Below are 18,501 nucleotides of genomic sequence, written 5' to 3'. Positions count from 1 at the left end.
GACATGGCAGGCCGGGCACACGGGGCCGGCGCGGGCACGGCGGACGACACCGCCGCGGCGACATGGGCGGAAGAACTCCTGAACCAGCTACGACCCCCCGGGCGCGACCCGCGCCGCGTGGTCGACTGGCTCGCCGGGGCCGTCACGGCCGACGTCTGCCTCCAGGACGGCACCGGCGCCCCGCTCGCCGGCCGACCCGTCCCGGCCGATCCCGCGCTCGCCGCGGACATCGCGGCCGGCCGGATCGCCTCCGCCGCCCTGGAGGACGGCGGACGCCACCTGCGGCTGGTCCGGGTGAACCTGCCCCGGCCCGCCGCGGCGGCCGTCCTCACCGTCGCCCGCACCGCCCCCTTCGACCGGCGCGCCGCCGACATCGTCACGCACACCGCCGGCGTACTGGAACTGCTGCTGCGGGCCCACGAGACCACCGCCGCCGGACACCGGTTCCAACGCGCCGCCGCCGACCTGCGGCTGGCGATCCTGCAACTGCTGATGGTCGAGGACACCGTCGCAGCCCGCCGGGTCGCGGCCGGCCTCTGGCCCGGCCTCCTCGACACCGACACCGCGTCCGTCTACGTCGCCGAGTGCCGCCCCGAGGAGCGCGACCGCCTCGCCGACGCCTGCCTGGCCGCCACCGGGGAGCGGGCCCTGGTGGTGCGCTGCCCCGCCATGGACGGCCACGTCATCGTCGTCACCCCGGGCGAGACGGCCGTGCGGGAACTGCGGTCCCTCGTCGAAGCCCGCCCCGACACGTTCCTCGGCGGCAGCGTCCGCCAGAGCCTCGCCCAGACCGCCGCCGCCTACGGGCAGGCGGTCAGCGCCCTGGCCGTCGCCCACTTCCGGCACGACCGCGCCGCCGTCTACGCCGAACGCACCCACCCCGAACGCCTGATGGACCCCGACGCGCTGCGCGCCTGGACCCTCGCGGTGCTGCGCCCCCTGGACGGCCTCGCCCACCACGTCCGCGCCGAACTCCTCGCCACCACCCGGCTCGGCCTGGAGTTCACCGCCGTCAGCACGGCCAAGGTGCTCGGCGTCAGCCGCAACACCGTGCGCGCCCGGATGGAACGCGTCGAGGGCCTGCTGCGCACCGACTTCTCCGACCTGGCCGTACGCTGCGCCGTCCACCTCGCCCTCAACACCCAGGCCGGCCTGGGGGACACCGCCGAGGACCCCGCCGGCGCGGGCGGCCGGGCGCGCCTCGAGGACCTGCTGACCGGACCGGCGGTGCGCACCTGGGCGCAGGCCCTGCTGGCCCGGCTCGACGCCGACGGCCGCGACCTGCGCCGCACCCTGGGCGCCTGGATCGCGGCCGGCGGCAACGCCGAACGCGCGGCCCAGCGGCTCGGGGTCCACGCGCAGACCGTCCGCGAGCACGTCCGGGCCGCCGAGCCGGTCCTGGAACGCGGACTCCTCGGCGGAGGCAGCGACCTGTACGAGGTCGTCCTCGCCCATCTGGCGGTCGGCGACCTCGGCGCGCCCGCCCTGCCCGCGCCCGCCCCGCCCGCGGCAGACCGCGACAATCCGGACTCACCTGTGCACGGGTGAGTCCTCCGCCCGCCGGAGCTGGCATCGACGCGGTTTTCAACCACGGCGGCCGGCCCATAGGTTCAGGACACCGCGCAGGCGCGACCGGAACGGGGGACCGGTCGCGCCTCCGCGGACGGCCGCTCGGCCCTGGGGGCGCTTCTTCTCGTCCGCATCGTGTGGGTACCGGAACGACGGGTACCCGGCGCGCAGCGAAGACCCACACGACCGAAGGAGGAGGCCCGCGTGTCCAGCAGTACGGAGACCGGCGGTGCGACCGGCACCGCGGACAAGGACTACAACCTCATCTGGTACGTCGAGGCGTGCCTCAACAACGCGCTGCGCCTGGAGACCTACATCCAGGACGCGGAGCGCGCCAAGGACACCGAGGTCGCGGAGCTGTTCCGCAAGGCCCAGTCGGACAGCCGCAAGGGCGCCGAGCTGGGCAAGGAACTGCTGCGTGCGCGCTTGAACGGCGGTTGACGGGCACTCACCGCGCGACGGCCCGGCCTCCGGCACACGCCGAGGGGGCCGGGCCGTCGCGCGCGACTCGCGCGGACGGCCGGCCGGAGCGCCGCCGTCCGTGCCCTCATAGGGAACGCCGGGTCGCCACGGGGAGAGCCGAGACCATGGCCGGAGCCCGCGTCGAACCGCCCGCCGGCGGGCCGGACGGCGCACGACGCCGACGGGAGATCCGCGGGCGGACCGCCCGGGTGCGCGCCGCACGCCGCTCCCGGCCGACCGCCGAACGCAGGCGTCGCACGGGAGTCACCTCGGCGCAGCTGCGTCGGCGGCTACGGCGGCGGCGCGGCGGTCGCCCTCCTCGCGGGCGCCGCCCTCGTGACCGCCGGAGCGGTACGGCCGGCGGACGCGACGCGGGCGGCGGACACCGCGCCGGAGTACCGCGCCGTCGAGCCCTGCGCCGGCTGACGGCACCGCTACGGCAGCGGCTGCTCCGCCCAGATGACCTTGCCGGACGGCAGATAGCGGGTGCCCCAGCGTTCCGCGAGCTGCGCGACGAGGAACAGCCCGCGTCCGCCCTCGTCCGTCATCGCCGCGTACCGCAGATGCGGGGCGGTGCTGCTGCTGTCGAAGACCTCGCAGATCAGACTGCGGTCACGCAGCACCCGCACCCGGATCGGGGCGCCCCCGTACCGGATGGCGTTGGTGACCAGCTCGCTGAGCACCAGCTCCGTGGTGAACACCAGCTCCTCCAGACCCCACTCCGACAGCCGCCGGGTGACCGAGGCGCGCACCTGCGCCACCGCCGCCGGATCGGACGGCACGTCCCAGGTGGCGACCCGTTCGGCACCCAGCGCGCGGGTCCGCGCCACGATCAGCGCGATGTCGTCGCTGGTCCGGGCCGGCAGCCGCGAGTCGACCACCGCCCGGCAGGTGTCCTCCGGCGACGGACCGGCCTGCTCCAGCGCGCTGCGCAGCAGGTCCAGACCCACGTCGATGTCCCGGCCGCGGTCCTCCACGAGCCCGTCGGTGTACAGCACCAGCCGGCTGCCCTCGGGCAGCTCCAGCTCGGCCGTCTCGAACGGCAGCCCGCCGAGCCCCAGCGGCGGACCGGCCGGCACCTCCGGGAACTCCACGGCGCCGTCCGGCCGCACCAGCGCGGGCGGCGGATGGCCCGCCCGGGCGATCGTGCAGCGGCGGGCGGCCGGATCGTAGACCGCGTACAAGCAGGTCGCGCCGGTGACCGGGGCGCTGCCGCCCTCCTCCGTCTCGTGCTGGTCGATCCGCCCGACCATCTCGTCGAGCAGCGACAGCAGCTCGTCGGGCGCCAGGTCCAGCGTGGAGAAGTTGTGCACCGCGGTCCGCAGCCGGCCCATGGTGGCCGCCGCGTGCAGCCCGTGCCCCACCACGTCCCCGACGACCAGCGCCACCCGCGCCCCGGACAGCGGCAGCACGTCGAACCAGTCCCCGCCGACCCCCGCCTGCGCCGGCAGATAGCGGTAGGCGACCTCCAGGGCGTTCTGCTCGGGCAGACTGCGGGGCAGCAGACTGCGCTGGAGCGTCACCGCCATGGTGTGCTCACGGGTGTAGCGGCGGGCGTTGTCGATGGAGACGGCGGCCCGCGCGACCAGCTCCTCCGCCAGCTCCAGATCCTCCGCGTCGAACGGCTCGGGCTTGCCCGAGCGCCAGAAGTTGGCCACGCCGAGCACCAGCGACCCGGCGCGCAGCGGCGCGGTGATCAGCGAGTGGATGCCGAACGCCACCACCTGCGCGGTGCGCTCCAGATCCTGCGCCTGCCAGCCCGGCGCCTCGCGCAGCCGCGGCTCCAGGATCGCCTGCCCGGTGCGCAGACTGCGGGCCTGCGGCGAGGACGGCACGAACCGGATGCGCCGGCCCACCGGGTAGAACGGCGGGTCCGGCCGGATCCCGCCGAAGGCCGTACGGCGCAGCTCGGGCCCCGCCTCCGGCTGCTCGCCGGCGAGCACCGCGTCGTACAGGTCCACGGTCACGAAGTCCGCGAACCGGGGGACCACCAGCTCCGTCAGCTCCTCCGCCGTACGGGTCACGTCCAGGCTGGTGCCGATACCCACCCCGGCGGCGTACAGCATGTCCAGGCGCTCCCGGGCCACCTCCGCCCGGCCGGACAGGGCCCGCAGTTCGGTGGAGTCGCGCAGGGTCGCCACGCTGCCGGGCGGACCGCCCACCACGTCCGTGAGCCGCTGGTTGATCGCCAGCAGCCGGTCCTTCACCAGCCGCACCTCGTCCGTGGCCATCCGCCCGGAGGCCAGCAGTTCGGCGGTGGCCGGATCCAGCCCCAGCTCGCGCACATGCCGTCCCTCGGCGTCGTCGGGCAGGTCCAGCAGCCGGCGCGCCTCGTCGTTGGCGAGCAGCAGGGCGCCGCCGCCGTCGACGATGATCACTCCCTCCCGGACGGCGTGCAGCACCGCGTCGTGGTGCTCGTACATCCGGGTCATCTCGCGCGGACCCAGCCCGCGTGTCTGCCGCAGCAGCCGCCGGCTGACCAGCGCGGTGCCCGCCGTGGCGACCGCGAGTCCGGCCGCCGCCGCGATCAGCACCAGCGGCAGCTGCCGGTCGGCGGCGCCGCCCACGTGCTCGGTGGTGATCCCGGCCGACACCAGCCCGACCACCGTCCCGTCGGGTTCCTGGACGGGCACCACGGCCTGCACCAGCCGGCCGATCGTGCCGTCGACCTCCTCGGTCGTCGTCTCCCCGGCCAGCGCGGGCGCGATGTCCCCGACGAACTTCTTGCCGATCCGGTCCGGCAGCGGATGGGTGTAGCGGATGCCGTCGGTGTTCATGACGACGATGAAGTCGACGCCGGTGTCCTTCCGCGCCGCCTCCGCGCTCGGTTGCAGCAGCGCCGTGGGATCCCGGCTGCTCAGCGCCGCCCGGGTGCCCGGCGCGTTGGCGAAGGTCTCGGCCACGGCCACGGACCGGTTGCGGGCCTCCTGGGTGCTGTCGTACCGCGCCTGGAGCACCAGCGCCGTCACGGCGGCGGCGACCAGCACCAGCACGACGACGACCTGGAGCACGAAGACCTGCCCGGCGACACTGCGCCCGGTCAGCACCGAGCGCAGCCCGGTGGACGGGCCCGGCCGGCCGGCGTTCCGCCGCCGTCCCGTCCCGCCCTCCCGCCCCGCCCGCCGCCCGCCCGCCGACGAGGCACGGCCCGGTACGCGCCGGTCGCGCCCGGCTCCCGGCCCGGTGTCCGGAGTTCCGGTGGACCGAGCCCGGGATCGACCCAAATGTCGGACCATGTGCCTTGTCTACACTCCCCGGTCTCAGGAGGCGAGGGGCGTCACCCGAGGCGACGGCTCCCGCGCCCCACGGCTCATCCGCTGTCGTCCGGCCCGGCGCGCCGGCAGGCGAGCAGCAGTGCGATGTCGTCGGGCCGGTCCACGGCGTGCCGGGCGGCCGTGGTGAGCCGGTCGGCCACCCCGGCCAGCCGCCGTCCGCCCGGGCGCGACGCCGGCGCGCCCGCCTTGGCCAGCGCCAGACGCAGTGCGGTGATCCCCTCGTCGATGTCGTCGCCGGGCCGCTCGACCAGCCCGTCCGTGTACAGCGCCAGCAGCGCGCCCGGTGCCATCGTCAGCTCCGACACCGGGTAGTCGGCGTGCGAATCCACCCCGAGGACCACCCCGCCGGGCAGGTCCAGCACCTCGGTGCGCCCGTCCGGGTGACGCAGCAGCGGCGGCGGATGGCCCGCCCGCACGAACCGGGCGAGCCCCGTCGAAGGGTCGAGCCGGACATAGCAGCAGGACGCGAACTGGCCCGGATCCAGGTCGATGAGCAGCCGGTTGGTGCCGCTCAGCACCTCGTCCGGCGGCCGGTCGTCGAGCGCGAACGCCCGCACCGCGCTGCGCAGCTGGCCCATGGTGGCCGCCGCCTGCACCCCGTGCCCCTGGACGTCGCCGATCACCAGCGCCACCCCGTCACCGGCCTCCACGACGTCGTACCAGTCACCGCCGACGTCCATCCCCTGAGTGCCCGGCAGATACCGGCCCGCGGTCTCCACCCGCGGATGCACCGACAGCCGGTGGGGCAGCAGCGCCCGCTGCAGACCCCGGGCCAGCGCGGCCTCGGTCTCGTAGCGCTGGGCCTTCTCCATCGCGTGCGCGATCACCCCGGCGAGCGCGGTCAGCACGGCGCGCTCCTCGGTGCCGAAACTGCGCGCCCGGTCGAAGCCCAGGATGCAGGAGCCGACCGGGCGGCCCGAGGCGATCAGCGGCAGGAAGGCGCGGGAGCCCTCGGCGGCGTCCAGCGCGATGCCGGGGTAGGCGGCGGCCAGCTGGTCCATGGAGTCGAAGAAGAGCGGCTGGCCGGTGGTGAGCGTCTCCACGCCCGGCAGCCGGGCGTCGAGGCTCACACCCTGGAACGGCGCGAGGAACCCCGGCGGGAAACCGGTCTCCCAGGCCAGGTAGAGATGCCGCTCCTGGAGCAGGTAGATGGCGAGCCGGCGGCCGCCGAAGGCCGGCAGCAGCTCCTGCATGACCACCGCGGAGACCTGCCGGGCGGTGACCGCCTCGGTCAGCGCCAGCGCGAGCACGATCGGGCGGTACGCCGGGGACACCGCCGCCACCCCGGCGCCGCCCTGCTCCGACAGCACGTCGGCCCGCGTCTCGTCGACGTGCGCCGCGCCGTCCCGCCCCGCACCGCCGCGCCCCTCTTCGCCGGAGGCCTCCCCCGGACCCGGCACGGCCACCGGCCCCGCGAGGTCCGCGCCGCGCGTCGACGGAGCGGCGACGCAGGTCAGCAGATCGGGACCTGGATGGACGGACACGGCCAGCCAGTCGCCCTCCCACCGCCGGAACGGCTCGGCCGGCCGGTGCGCGTGCCAGGAGCTCCCCGTCATGTCCCGCGGCGGACGCCGGACGTGGAAGTGCACCGGCTCGGGCGCGAGCAGAGCCGCCCGCAGATGGTCCTCGCAGGCGGGCCGGCCGAACCACGGCACGCCCTCCCACAGGGCCTGCCCGAGGAAGCGGGCCCGCGGCTCGCCCAGCAGCTCGGCGGCGCGCGGATTGGCGTAGACGATCCGCCCCATGCGGTCCAGGCAGAACACGCCCTGCGGCAGCTGGTCGGCTCCGGTGTCGGCCACCGAGCCCGCGTCGAGGACGATCCCGTCGACGCGGGAGGGCCGCCACAGCTCCACCCGCAGCGCGGCGCCGTCGGCGGTCCGCACATACAGCGGTGCCACCGGCCGGGGGCCGCCGACGGCGGTGGCCCGCAACAGCGCCAGCAGGCGCTGCGCGTCCGCTCTGGCCAGCGTCCGCACGAAATGGCCGGCACTGCCCGGCAGCTCGTGCGGCGCCAGCCCCAGCAGCGTCGGCACGGTGTCGTCCGCGGTGACCACGTCCGCCGCCGGATCCCACGAGAACCGGCCGATCCGCACCCCGGACGGGCCGGTGGCCGGGGGCGCCGCGCACACCGGCTCGTCGTCCCAGGAGAGGGCCGGGCCGTCCGCCTCCAGACGCCGCACCGCGCCGCCCAGTTCGTGGGCCAGCTCGGCCAGCCGGTCCCGTTCCGCCAGCACCTCCGCCGCGTCCGGCGCGGCCGTCCGCAGCACGGTCAGGACGCCGAAGGTCCCCGTCGCCCCCATGACCGGCACGCAGATCGACCCGATGGGGAACGGCAGGGCGGCCGCGAACTGCGGGTAGCGGCGCATCGTCTCAGTGGCGTTCGGCAGCAGCACCTGGACGCCGAGCCGGTAGGAGTCGGCGACCGGGAAGCGGCGATCCACATGCACCCGCCACCAGGGCCGGAACAGCGCTCCCGGCAGGCCGACCAGCGCGGCGAGACGCAGCACACCGGGTGTCGCGGACCGCACGTACACCCCGGCGGCGCGCGCCCCCTCGACGCCGATCGCCTCCACCGCGGCGTCGGTGAGCAGCGCGGTCAGCCGTCCACGCCTCCCGCTCAGGTCCTCGCCGCTCCCAGCCATCGGTCCCAACCCGTCCACGCGCGCCGTCGCGCAGGCACACAGCAAGGATGCGCCCCTACGCCCGTCACCCGCACCCGGACGCCCGTCACCCGCACCCGGACGGACGCCCGGCACCACCGGCCGGCCGTCCGCCGACGCGGACCCCCGTAACCGAGCGGGCCGCGCCGGTCAGGAGACGCGCAGGGTCCTCTTCGCGAGCTCGAACGCCGGAAGCATCGCCTCGTGCTCCTCGTCGTCCAGCCCGCCGAGGTGCAGGACGACCGGCCCGTCCGCCGTGGTCACGGCGAGCGCGCGCTGTTTCTGCGTCTCCTCAAGGAGCTCGCTCGTGCGCAGGTACGACACCTCGACACCCTTCACCTCACCGGACGTGAAGGTCCGGTACCGCTGCTGGTCCAGGCTGACGTTCTCGCTCGCCTCCGCGGTCACGAAGGCCTCCAGCACGGTCCGCGCGTCGTCCTCGCCCGGCTCGCCGGTCCACACCCGCAGGAAGCCGATGTTCCCGGCGGGCTTGGCGTCCACCTCGCAGGCGGCGACGACCGGGCCCTGGCGCAGCAGCGAGTCGGCTATCTCGGCGGCGAGGTCGTCCTCCGCGCTGTCCGTGCCGTCCGAGCCGTCCGTGCCGTCCGTGCCGTCCGTGCCGTCCGTGCTTTCGGCACCGCTCCCGGCCAACGCCGCGGCGGCGTCGACGGCCTCCGGCTCCCAGTCCTCGGCGATGTCGAAGGTGACCGGCAGTTCGCAGGCGGAACCGGCGGCGCCCAGAGCGGCACCTCGCTCGGCCACCGCCGCCTCGGCGTCCGCCGAAGCGCTCGCCGACGCCCTGCCGTCCCCCTGCGCCCCTCCCGACGCCTCCGAGGCCGCCGAACACCCCGTCAACACCATGGCCAACAACGCGCCATGAGCCGCGATCCGCCCCGTCTTCCCCACCCTGACCTGCACCGTCCTTGCTCCTCTCCCCTGAGGCGCGCCACTGTATCCGAGGGCACCGACAGCGCCGGGAGCGCGTCCACGAGGTCAGCGGGCGAGGTCAGCGGGCGAGGTCAGCGGGCGAGGGCCGTGCGCGCGGCCCGGAGCGCCTGGTCGGCGTACGACCGGCCGAACAGCACCACATGGACGAGCAGCGGGAAGAGCTGGTGCAGGGCGACGCGGTCCCGTCGGCCGGGGGCGAGCGGGGCGACCTCCTGATAGCCGTCGAGCACCCGGTCGAGGTGCGGACAGCCGAAGAGGTGCAGCATGGCCAGGTCGGTCTCACGATGCCCGCCGTGCGCGGCCGGGTCGATCAGCTGGACGCGTCCGTCGTTCCCCCACAGGACGTTGCCGTTCCACAGATCGCCGTGCAGCCGGGCGGGCGGCTCCTGCGGCCCGGCCAGCTCGGGGAGCCGCGCGCAGACCCGCTCGAACACCTCTGCCTCGGCCGGGCCGAGCGTGCCGTCGTCCACGGCCCGCCGCAGATATGGCAGCACCCGGTGCTCGGCGTACCAGCGCGGCCAGTCGGCGCAGGGGACGTTGCGCATCGGGGCCTGCCCGATGGCGGCGTCCTCGGGGCCGTCCGGCGGCGGCGCCCCGAACGCGGGCGCGCCGGCGGCGTGCAGCGCGGCCAGTTCCCGGCCGAACCGCACGGCCGCCCGCGGGTCCGGCCGGCCCTGCGGCACCCGGTCGAGGACGAGCCACCGTCCGTCGAGCCCGTGCACGGCCGGCACCGGCACCGCGCCGGCCGCGGCGAGCCAGCGCAGCCCCGCCTCCTCGGCCCGCACCCCGCCCGGCGCGTCCTGACGCTTCACGACCACCACCCGGCCGTCGTCCAGGGTGACCTCGGCGAGCGTCCCCGACAACGGCCGCACCCCGGTCACCGCCCGACCGGTGCAGCGCGCCGCCGCGACCGCCGGACCCGGCTCCTCGTCCACTCCGCGCACGGCCACCAGCGTACGGCCGGACCTCGGACCGGTTTTGCCGAACCCGCAAAGACCTTTGCCGTACGTCCGGAACCGATCCAGGCTCGGTGTGGAACACCCGCCCTACTGGCTTCCCGACACTCAGCACCGGAGGACGCGCCATGACCCACACCCCCGCACCGGACCGCCCCGCCGACTTCTGGGAGGGCTTCTATCGCGACAGGGACCGCGTGTGGAGCGGCCGTCCCAACCCGCTGCTGGTCCGGGAGGTGACCGAGCTGACGCCCGGCACCGCCCTGGACCTCGGCTGCGGGGAAGGCGCCGACGCGGTGTGGCTGGCGACCCGCGGCTGGCGCGTCACCGGCGTCGACATCGCCGCCACGGCTCTCGAGCGCGCCGCCGGGCACGCCGCCGACGCCGACGTCGCGGACCGGATCGTCTGGGAGCGCCACGAGTTGGGCCGCACCTTCCCTGAGGGCTCCTTCGACCTGGTGAGCGCGCAGTTCCTCCAGTCGCCGGTGGATCTCGACCTCCACCGGATCCTGGGCCGGGCCGCCGAGGCCGTCGCCCCGGGCGGCACGCTCCTGGTCGCCCTGCACGCGAGCTGGCCGTCCTGGCAGCACGAGCCGCCCTTCGAGGCCGACTTCCCCACCGTGGACGGCCTGCTGGCCGACCTCGCGCTGCCCGCGCAGGAGTGGACCGTGGACACCGCGGAGACCGTCCGCCGCACCGCCGTCTCCCCGGACGGCGTCGAGGGCTTCCGCGACGACAACGTCTGGCGGCTGCGCCGCCTCGCCCAGGCTCTGTCGTCCTGATCGGCCGGGCCGTGAGATGCGGCGCCCGCCGGGCGGCCGGAGGCCGCGACGCCGGGACGACCCGAACAGCACCCCTGGGCCGTCCGTGAGCGCGGCGTGACCCGTGACGCGCTTCCTAGGCTGCTCCGACCGGGTGGTTCTTGTGTGGCCGCCGAGGCCGAGGGAACTCGTCGCGCATGAGTGAACAGGTGGGCACCTTGACGTCGTACTGGCTCCAGTCGCTGCCGCCCGGCGACCCGGACCCCGCGCCGGACGCCGACTTCACGGTCGATGTCGCGGTCGTCGGCGCGGGCATGGCCGGGCTCAGTACGGCCTGGGAACTGGTCCGGAGCGGGCGCGAGGTCGCCGTGCTGGAGGCGGACCGGATCGCGGCCGGCGTCACCGGCCACACCACCGCGAAGCTCAGCGCCCAGCACACCCTGATCTACGACCGGCTGCGCCGCAGCCGGGGCCCGGAGGGAGCGCGGCTGTACGCCCGCTCCCAGACGGAGGCGATCCGCCGGGCCGCCGAGATCGCCGGGGAACTCGGCGTCGACTGCGAGTGGGAGGACACCGCCGCGTACACCTACGCGCAGGGCCGCCGTCGCGTCCCCGAGCTGCGGGCCGAGGCGGAGGCGGCCCGGGAGGCGGGCCTGCCCGCCGAGTTCGTGACGGAGACGGACCTGCCGTTCCCGGTCGCGGGGGCCGTCCGGGTCGCCGAGCAGGCCCAGTTCCATCCCCGCAAGTACCTGCTCGCCCTGGCCGACGGCATCCGCCGGGCCGGCGGCAGGCTGTACGAGGGCACCCGCGTCGTCGGACTCACCGAGGGCGAACCCTGTGTGCTCACCACGGACCGGGGCGTGCGGATCTCCGCCCGCGAGGTCGTCGTCGCCACCCACTACCCGATCTTCGACCGGGCCCTGCTCTTCACCCGGCTCACACCGCGCCGGGAGCTGGTGGTCGCCGCGCCCGTGGACGCGGCGAAGGCGCCGGACGGCATGTACATCACGCCCGAGCACCGCACCCGTTCGATGCGGACGGCGCCGTACGGGGACGGGCAGCGGCTGCTCATCGTGACCGGCGAGCACTTCACGCCGGGCACCGGCCGCGACGTGGAGGAGCGATTCGCCACCCTCACCGGCTGGGCCGTACGCCACTTCGGCGATCTGCGTTTCACCCACCGGTGGGCCACCCAGGACATCGACTCCACCGACTCGGTGCCGCTCGTCGGCCCGCTGCACCCGGCCAGTCACCATGTCTACGTGGCCACCGGCTTCGGCGGCTGGGGGCTGTCGGGCGGGATCATGGCCGGCCGGCTGATCTGCGACCAGATCACCGGCCGCGAGAACCCCTGGAGCGAGCTGTACGACCCGCGCAGGATCGGTTCCGTGGTGCGTGAGGGCGGGCGGTTCCTCAAGAACCAGGCGAAGGTGGCCAAGCACTTCGTGGGCGACCGGCTGCCGTCCCTGGCACCGGGCGTCCGCGGGCCGGTCGACGACCTCGCGCCCGGCGACGGCACCGTCGTGGCGATCGGCGGCCGGCACGTGGCGGTCCACCGCGACACGGAGGGCAAGCTGCACGCGGTCGCCGCCCGCTGCACCCACCTCGGCTGTCTGGTCTCCTTCAACCAGGCCGAGACCGCCTGGGAGTGCCCCTGCCACGGCTCCCGCTTCGCACCCGACGGCAGCGTCCTGGAGGGCCCGGCGGTGCGGCCGTTGAAGCCCCGCAAGATCTGACGTACGGGTTCCCGGTTCCTGCCGCCCGGCTCCTTGTGGCGTTTGACCCGTGCGGGCTGGGACACCCGATGTCCGAGACCGGAAAGCGAACCGCTGGGTGGGAGTGAGGACCATGGCGCGCGACCAGAAGGCCAAGGCGAAGACGGAACAGGCGAAGGGCAAGGCCAAGGAGACCGTCGGCCGCGCGGTGGGCAACGAGAGGATGACGGCCGAGGGGCGCGCGGAGAAGGCGAAGGGCGACGCCCGCCAGGCCAAGGAGAAGGGCAAGGACGTCTTCCGCGACTGACGGAGGCCGACGGCGGCCGGTGGCGACCGGACGCCGACGGCGTGAGCGGCCGAGGCCGCGCGGGTGCGAGGCGGGTCGGGTTCCCCGGACGGACGGGAACCCGGCCCGCCTTCGCGTGTGCGGGCGCGGCCGGTTCAGATGCCGCAGGTGGGTGCCGACCAGTACTGGCTGTCGCGGTGGTCGACGTGGGTGTGGTCGTCGTGGCCGGGGTAGCCCGGACCGAGGATGCCCCGGAAGCCGTGGTTGCGGGCCTGCTTGGCGAGGGTGCACAGGGAGTGCGGTCCGGCGCCCAGGTCGGCGGCGTCGCCGTACAGATGACGGCTGTTGCTCGCCCCGCCCACCGCGCTGTTGCAGGAGTAGGACCGGAATCCGCTGGTGACCGTGATCGGCTGGTCGCCCAGCGCGTGCCGCAGCGCCTCCAGCTTCCACATGGTGCGCAGCGCGTTCGCCTTGGCGGTGGCGGCGCTGACCGCTCCGCCGGACCAGGTGGTGTTGCAGTCGTTGAGCTCGCTGTAGGAGAAGTGGATCGGCGTGCAGTCGTCGTCCTGGAGGGCGTACAGCTTGTTGTAGGTGTTGGTGCCGGCGACGCCGTCCGCGGCCAGTCCGTACGCCGACTGGAAGCGTTTGAGGGCCGCCGCGGTGGCCGGCCCGAAGCTGCCGTCGACGGCCAGGGCGGAGCCGTAGGCCGCGTAGCCGCCGAGCCTGATCTGGAGCTGGGTGACGTCGGCGCCGGAGGTGCCCTGGGAGAGGGTGCGGGTCCAGGTGTAGCAGCCGTCGGCGTGTGCGGTGCCCGCCGTCGCGACGGTGCCGACGACCACACCCGACAGGATCATGACAAGTGAGGCAAGGAATCGTGCGGTGCGTCCGAGCATGCGACCTCCAGGCCTGGGAGAGTGAGCCACTGCCGAAGCGAAGAGCTGTGTGACGCGCGTCGACCCCGCACGTAGGCGAGTCGACGCGCGTCAACAATGAGGCAAGGGGCGGTTGGGGCGCAAGGGTCGGTGAGGTGCTGTGCCATGGCTACGGTGGAGGCGGGGCGCGGTGGGGCGGTCGTGCGCGGTTCGTTCGGGCGTCGCCGAGGGGCCGGGGGAGTCGTCCGGCGGCGCAGCCGGGCGGCGTTGGCGGCGCGGGCGGAGTCGGAAGCGCGGGGGAGTCGGCGCGCCCGGACCGGCTGGGCCCTAGCCCTTAGGAGCTGGGCGCTGGGCGCTGGGCCCCGGGCGGTAGGCGGTGGGCGGTGGGCGGTGGGCGGTGGGCGGTGGGCGGTGGGCGGTGGGCGGTGGACGGTAGTCGGTGGGCGGCGCCGGCGTGCGTTCCCGACGGCGCCGCCCCGGCTCAGGCCGAGCAGAGGCGCCAGAACCTCAGCGGGCCCAAGACCTCCTCACCGAGGCTCCGGAACCTCAGCGGTCCCGAGGCCTCACCGAGGCTCCAGCGACCTCAGCGGTCCGCCACCTCACCAAGGCCGCCCCTCGCTCAGGCATACGACGGTTCCTGACCGCGCCGCCGCGTGCAGGGCCGCGAGCACCGGGCGGTGCGCGGCGAGGCGGGTGTCCGACGGATCGTCCAGGTCCACGAAGCAGTGACCGTCGTGCTCCGGGCTCAGCCGGATGCTCGTGCCCTCGGGGAGGGTTCCGGCGTGGAAGAAGCAGTCGAGGACCGGGCCCGTGCCGAGGACGTCCACACGGTGGTCGATACCGACCAGCCGGGCCTCGTGCCCGATGTCGACGCCCGTCTCCTCCAGGGCCTCCCGCCGCGCCGCCGTCCACGGGTCCTCACCGTGGTCGAGCATCCCGCCCGGCAGCCACCAGCGGCCCGCCTGCGGCTCGTCGGCGCCGTAGCGCAGCACCAACAGCCGTCCCGGCCCGTCGTAGAGGAGGACGCAGGAGGCCACGAGCGCACGGGGCTGCGTCTTGACCCACTCCTCGCGGGGCATCCAGCCGCCCGCCATGTCAGGCCTTCCTCGAGGCGAGGGTGCGGACGGCGGTCCTGCGCAGATGCTCGGCGAAGACCTCTGCGGGATCGGCGACGCCGAGGCGGTGCAGCGCCACCATCGAGGTGACGATCACATCGCAGACCTCGGCCGTCACGTCCTCCCAGGTGTGACTGGTCCCCTTGCGCGGATTGACGCCGGTGACCCCGATCACCGCCTGCGCCGCCTCGCCGAACTCCTCCCCGATCTTCAACACCTGGAGCACGGCCCGCTGCTGGGCGGGAACGTGCGCCGCCGCCTCCTCCAGGAACGCGGCCAGCCCGGCCGTGATCTCCCAGTCGCCCTTGTCCACCAAGGCTCCCTTCCGGCGGGCCGACCCTCGTCCCGCCCTCGCCCGGCAAACGATTCCGGCGCCCACTCGGAGGCGGTCCCAACCGGCCGTTCTCAAGGCCGTGTCGACGGACGGCGAGGCCGCCGCCCGGGCGCGGAAGGGGCGTTGTCAGTGGTGGCCGGTAGGTTTTCTCGTGTCCCCGCCGGTCCGGCGGAGGGCTTCCCCCGTGCTGCGAAGGAGATGGTGCGTTGTCCGCCTGGGAGAGGTCGAGCACGGCGCGGGTGATCCCGCCCGCACGGCCGCGCAAACTGGCCAAGGTCCCGTTCGTCGAGCTGGCCGACGGACGCCTGCAAGGAGTCGTCTCCAGCGGCTCGGACATCGAGCGGGTCTACGTCTCGTCGGTGGCCGCGGCGACGTTCGCTTACGCGTGCAGCACCAACAACAACCGGCCCTGCGGCGGCGCCCGCGGCGGCTTCTGCAACCACATCAGGGCGCTGATCAACGAGGCGGTGCTCCAGTACGGCGCCGCTCGCGTCGCCCGCTACCTGCGCGTCGACCTCGGGGACGGCGAGCCGACCGCGCCGGACGTCACCACCGCCATGGCCACCACCCGCCCCTCCCCGGCGGACAGCAAGGCCGCCGCCTCGGTCTTCAGCCGCTTCCTGCGCCACCTGGCGTATCTCGAACTCGACGCGACCACGGCCCCGTTGCCGGAGATGCAGTGGTTCCCGCCGACGAGGGCGGTGGCGTGATGCGCGTCGACCTGCTCACCGAGGAGATCACCGGGCTCGACGAGGCCCTCGCCGCCGTCGACGCCTTCGACCGTGCCCTGGTCACCGGCCTGCTCCGGCCCCAGCCCGAGCAGAGCGCCGGCCTGATGGAACTGGCCGACGCGGTCGCCGGCAGCCCGCTGGCCGCCCGTGTCGCCGAGGCCGCCGAGAAGGCAGCGGCCGGCGCCGCGAGCGAGGACCACCTCATCGCGCTGGCCGCCGCCCGCACCGCCCTGCTGGGCTCCGTCCACGACGCGCTGACGACCCGGCTGGACGAGGCGACCGGCCGCCCCCGTGACGAGGCGCCCGCGTCGCCCGCCACCGGCGGGCAGGCCCCCAACCTGCTCGCCGCCGCCCGCTCCTGGCTGGGCGACCTGGCACGCACCGGCTGGCAGGGCATCGACCACGACGTGGTCTCCGGCTCCGCCCAGGTCGTCTCCGCGATGCTCCCCGACCCGGAGCTGCGCCGCCTGGCGACGCTCCTCGACGGCTTCGCCGCGGAACTCGCCGCGTCCTGCCCGGGCGCCTCCCTGGACCGCATACCGCTGCGCCGCTGGGCCGACCTGTGGGCCCGGGGCATGCTCCTGACCCTGCCCGGCGCCGCCGCCGCGCCCGCCACGGACACCGTCACCGGTCGGCTGCTGCCCCTCGGCGTCGACCTCCACGAACACGCCACCGCCGCGCAGGCCCAGGTGCACGCCGTCCTCGAACCCGCCGACGGCGGCACGCCCCGGCTGGTGCGGGTGAGCGTGTCGGGGCCCAAGCCCGACACCGTGCTCGGCGCGGGCGTCTGGCAGCTGCTGCGCCCGCACCTGTCGCTGCTCACCGCCGCCGGCGAGGGCCGCGCCATGGAGCTCACCGACATGCCGGTCACCGCCGAGGGCGACCTGCTCTGGCGGGACGAGCACGCCCGCCCGGGCAAGCCCGCCGACCCCTTCGCCACCGCCCGGGTCGCCCTGCCCGCCGCCGCCGGCGCGCCGACCGCGCCCCTGGACCGCCACCCGGCACGCCTCGCACACCCCGTGTTCCTGGAGGGCTACTCCGCCGAACAGGACGAGGACACCGTGACGTTCACCTTCGCCGGTCAGCTGCTGGCCGTCGACACCGACCGGATCCCGGCCGCGGGTCCGCTCACCCCGCAGGCCGTCGCCGCCTCCGGTGCCTGCATCGGGCTGCTGCGCTGGGACGCCGGGGAGTTCACCGTCCAGCCGCTCGCCGTGGAGACCACCGTGCGGAAGAAGACGGTCGCCGTGCACGCCGGCGCCTGGGCCGGCGGCACCACCGACAAGGCCGGGGTGAAGGCCGAGAAGGCCGCCACCGACGCGGTGACCGTGCTGCGCGAACGCGCCGGAAGGCTGCTGCGGAAATGACCGACCACACCACCGAAGAGGCCGCCGCGGCGAGCCCCGACGAGAACCGCCGGCAGGTCCTGTACTGGCGCCTCCTCGCCCGGCTCTTCGACCACGAGGAGCAGCCGACACTGGAGTCCGCCTCCCTCGCCGTCGTCGAGGACATCGGACTGCCGCCCGCCCTCCTCGACCCGCAGGCCTCCGTCGACGCCGTCGTACAGCGTCACCCCGAGCTCGCCGCCGAGTTCGACGGCCTGATGGTGCCCGAACCCGACGAGGACGGCCGCGACCGTGCCGCCGAGGTGCGGCGCGCCGCCCTGGCCTCCAAGGTGCTGCTCAACGTCTTCTCCACCGGCTCCGGCGCGGTCACCGCCGGGCAGCTCGCCCAGTGGCAGTCCGACGCCGGCTGGCTGGAGCGGGCGCTCGGCTGCAAGCCCGGCGACCTGCGCGGCGGCCGCACGGCGGGCGGCGGTGCGGGCCGCGGAGTGAGCCCCACCGGCACCGGAGGCGGCGGCCGCACCCCCGACCTCAGCACGCTCATCCCGGCGATCGGACCCGAACTCGGCTCGATGGAGGCCGACCTGGTCAAGCGGATGCGCCTGCGCGAAGTCCTCGCCGACCCCAAGCTCGCCGCCCAGCTCACCCCGAGCATGTCGCTCATCGAGCAGCTGCTGCGGGACAAGAACAACCTCTCCGGTGTGGCCCTCGCCAACGCCAAGGCGCTCATCCGCCGCTTCGTCGACGAGGTCGCCGAAGTGCTGCGCACCCAGGTCGAGAAGGCATCGGTCGGCACCCTGGACCGGTCGATCCCGCCCAAGCGGGTGTTCCGCAACCTCGACCTCGACCGCACCATCTGGAAGAACCTCACCAACTGGGACCCCGAGGAGGAGCGGCTCTACGTCGACCGCCTCTACTACCGGCACACCGTCCGCAGGACGACACCGCAGCGGCTGATCGTGGTCGTCGACCAGTCGGGCTCGATGGTCGACTCGATGGTCAACTGCACCATCCTGGCGTCGATCTTCGCCGGACTGCCCAAGGTGGACGTCCACCTGATCGCCTACGACACCCAGGCCCTCGACCTCACCCCCTGGGTGAACGACCCCTTCGAGACCCTGCTGCGCACCAACCTCGGCGGCGGCACCGACGGCACGGTCGCCATGGCGCTGGCCCAGCCGAAGATCGCCGAACCGCGCAACACCGTCGTCGTGTGGATCTCCGACTTCTACGAATGGCGCTCCGAGCCGCTGTTCGAGAGCATGCAGGCCATCCACCGCTCCGGCGCGAAGTTCATCCCCGTCGGTTCGGTCACCAGCTACGGCCGGGGGAGCGTCAACCCGTGGTTCCGGGAGCGCTTCAAGGACCTCGGCACGCCCGTGCTCTCCGGGCACATCCGCAAGCTCGTGCACGAGCTCAAGACGTTCCTCGCCTGAGCACTCCTCGGCACCTCGTCACCCGCACCACCTCTCTT

The 18,501-nt window shown here is 74.8% G+C and carries 15 protein-coding genes; 8 read left to right on the top strand and 7 right to left on the bottom strand.

Annotation, left to right across the window (positions count from 1 at the left end):
- The first annotated feature begins 3 nt into the window (after positions 1-3).
- On the top strand, positions 4-1,548 hold the full coding sequence (locus ABT232_RS27150) for a helix-turn-helix domain-containing protein (RefSeq protein ID WP_351844471.1): 1,545 nt from the start codon (positions 4-6) through the stop codon (positions 1,546-1,548).
- 225 nt (positions 1,549-1,773) lie between these two features.
- The gene (locus tag ABT232_RS27145; protein WP_351844469.1) at positions 1,774-2,010 is read left to right on the top strand and encodes a hypothetical protein; all 237 of its coding nucleotides are present in this window, start codon (positions 1,774-1,776) and stop codon (positions 2,008-2,010) included.
- Positions 2,011-2,465: 455 nt separating this feature from the next.
- Here the strand turns inward: ABT232_RS27145 and ABT232_RS27140 are convergent, their stop codons facing one another.
- The 4 genes from ABT232_RS27140 to ABT232_RS27125 all read right to left on the bottom strand — a co-directional run bounded on the left by ABT232_RS27140 (position 2,466) and on the right by ABT232_RS27125 (position 9,849).
- Complete coding sequence (locus ABT232_RS27140) at positions 2,466-5,267, bottom strand: SpoIIE family protein phosphatase (protein ID WP_351844467.1); 2,802 nt, start codon at positions 5,265-5,267, stop codon at positions 2,466-2,468.
- Between the two features lie 74 nt (positions 5,268-5,341).
- Entirely contained in the window at positions 5,342-7,948 is a 2,607-nt protein-coding gene (locus tag ABT232_RS27135) for a SpoIIE family protein phosphatase (protein WP_351844465.1), read from the bottom strand.
- 168 nt (positions 7,949-8,116) lie between these two features.
- Entirely contained in the window at positions 8,117-8,827 is a 711-nt protein-coding gene (locus ABT232_RS27130; RefSeq protein WP_351844463.1) for a lipoprotein, read from the bottom strand.
- Positions 8,828-8,985: 158 nt separating this feature from the next.
- Positions 8,986-9,849, bottom strand: coding sequence for a fructosamine kinase family protein (locus tag ABT232_RS27125; protein WP_351844557.1), 864 nt, complete (start codon positions 9,847-9,849; stop codon positions 8,986-8,988).
- Positions 9,850-9,998: 149 nt separating this feature from the next.
- On the opposite strand from ABT232_RS27125, the gene ABT232_RS27120 reads away from it, so the two are divergent.
- The 3 genes from ABT232_RS27120 to ABT232_RS27110 all read left to right on the top strand — a co-directional run bounded on the left by ABT232_RS27120 (position 9,999) and on the right by ABT232_RS27110 (position 12,653).
- Entirely contained in the window at positions 9,999-10,652 is a 654-nt protein-coding gene (locus ABT232_RS27120; protein ID WP_351844461.1) for a class I SAM-dependent methyltransferase, read from the top strand.
- A 176-nt stretch (positions 10,653-10,828) separates the two neighbouring features.
- Entirely contained in the window at positions 10,829-12,367 is a 1,539-nt protein-coding gene (locus ABT232_RS27115) for an FAD-dependent oxidoreductase (RefSeq protein ID WP_351844459.1), read from the top strand.
- Between the two features lie 112 nt (positions 12,368-12,479).
- A complete protein-coding gene (locus tag ABT232_RS27110; protein WP_351844457.1) occupies positions 12,480-12,653 on the top strand; it encodes a CsbD family protein in 174 nt (57 codons plus the stop codon).
- A 134-nt stretch (positions 12,654-12,787) separates the two neighbouring features.
- Here ABT232_RS27110 and ABT232_RS27105 read toward each other — a convergent pair whose 3' ends face one another.
- From ABT232_RS27105 to ABT232_RS27095, 3 genes are all read right to left on the bottom strand, one after another.
- Positions 12,788-13,525 carry a D-Ala-D-Ala carboxypeptidase family metallohydrolase gene (locus tag ABT232_RS27105; protein WP_351844455.1) on the bottom strand — a complete coding sequence of 246 codons (738 nt, stop codon included), beginning with the start codon at positions 13,523-13,525 and terminating at the stop codon, positions 12,788-12,790.
- 578 nt (positions 13,526-14,103) lie between these two features.
- Positions 14,104-14,598: an NUDIX hydrolase gene (locus tag ABT232_RS27100; RefSeq protein WP_351844453.1), complete on the bottom strand. Its 495-nt coding sequence runs from the start codon at positions 14,596-14,598 to the stop codon at positions 14,104-14,106.
- A 1-nt stretch (position 14,599) separates the two neighbouring features.
- The gene (locus tag ABT232_RS27095; RefSeq protein WP_351844451.1) at positions 14,600-14,932 is read right to left on the bottom strand and encodes a MazG-like family protein; all 333 of its coding nucleotides are present in this window, start codon (positions 14,930-14,932) and stop codon (positions 14,600-14,602) included.
- 227 nt (positions 14,933-15,159) lie between these two features.
- On the opposite strand from ABT232_RS27095, the gene ABT232_RS27090 reads away from it, so the two are divergent.
- The 3 genes from ABT232_RS27090 to ABT232_RS27080 are packed head-to-tail and all read left to right on the top strand — an operon-like array spanning position 15,160 to position 18,463.
- Positions 15,160-15,663: a hypothetical protein gene (locus tag ABT232_RS27090; RefSeq protein WP_351844449.1), complete on the top strand. Its 504-nt coding sequence runs from the start codon at positions 15,160-15,162 to the stop codon at positions 15,661-15,663.
- Positions 15,633-17,051 carry a hypothetical protein gene (locus ABT232_RS27085; RefSeq protein ID WP_351844447.1) on the top strand — a complete coding sequence of 473 codons (1,419 nt, stop codon included), beginning with the start codon at positions 15,633-15,635 and terminating at the stop codon, positions 17,049-17,051. Before ABT232_RS27090 ends, ABT232_RS27085 begins: the two co-directional genes overlap by 31 nt.
- On the top strand, positions 17,048-18,463 hold the full coding sequence (locus tag ABT232_RS27080; protein ID WP_351844445.1) for a vWA domain-containing protein: 1,416 nt from the start codon (positions 17,048-17,050) through the stop codon (positions 18,461-18,463). Before ABT232_RS27085 ends, ABT232_RS27080 begins: the two co-directional genes overlap by 4 nt.
- Positions 18,464-18,501 lie beyond the last annotated feature (38 nt).

Source organism: Streptomyces sp. NPDC001532, assembly GCF_040298625.1.
Taxonomy (GTDB): Bacteria; Actinomycetota; Actinomycetes; order Streptomycetales; family Streptomycetaceae; genus Streptomyces.
This window is presented reverse-complemented; position numbering and strand designations above follow the sequence as displayed.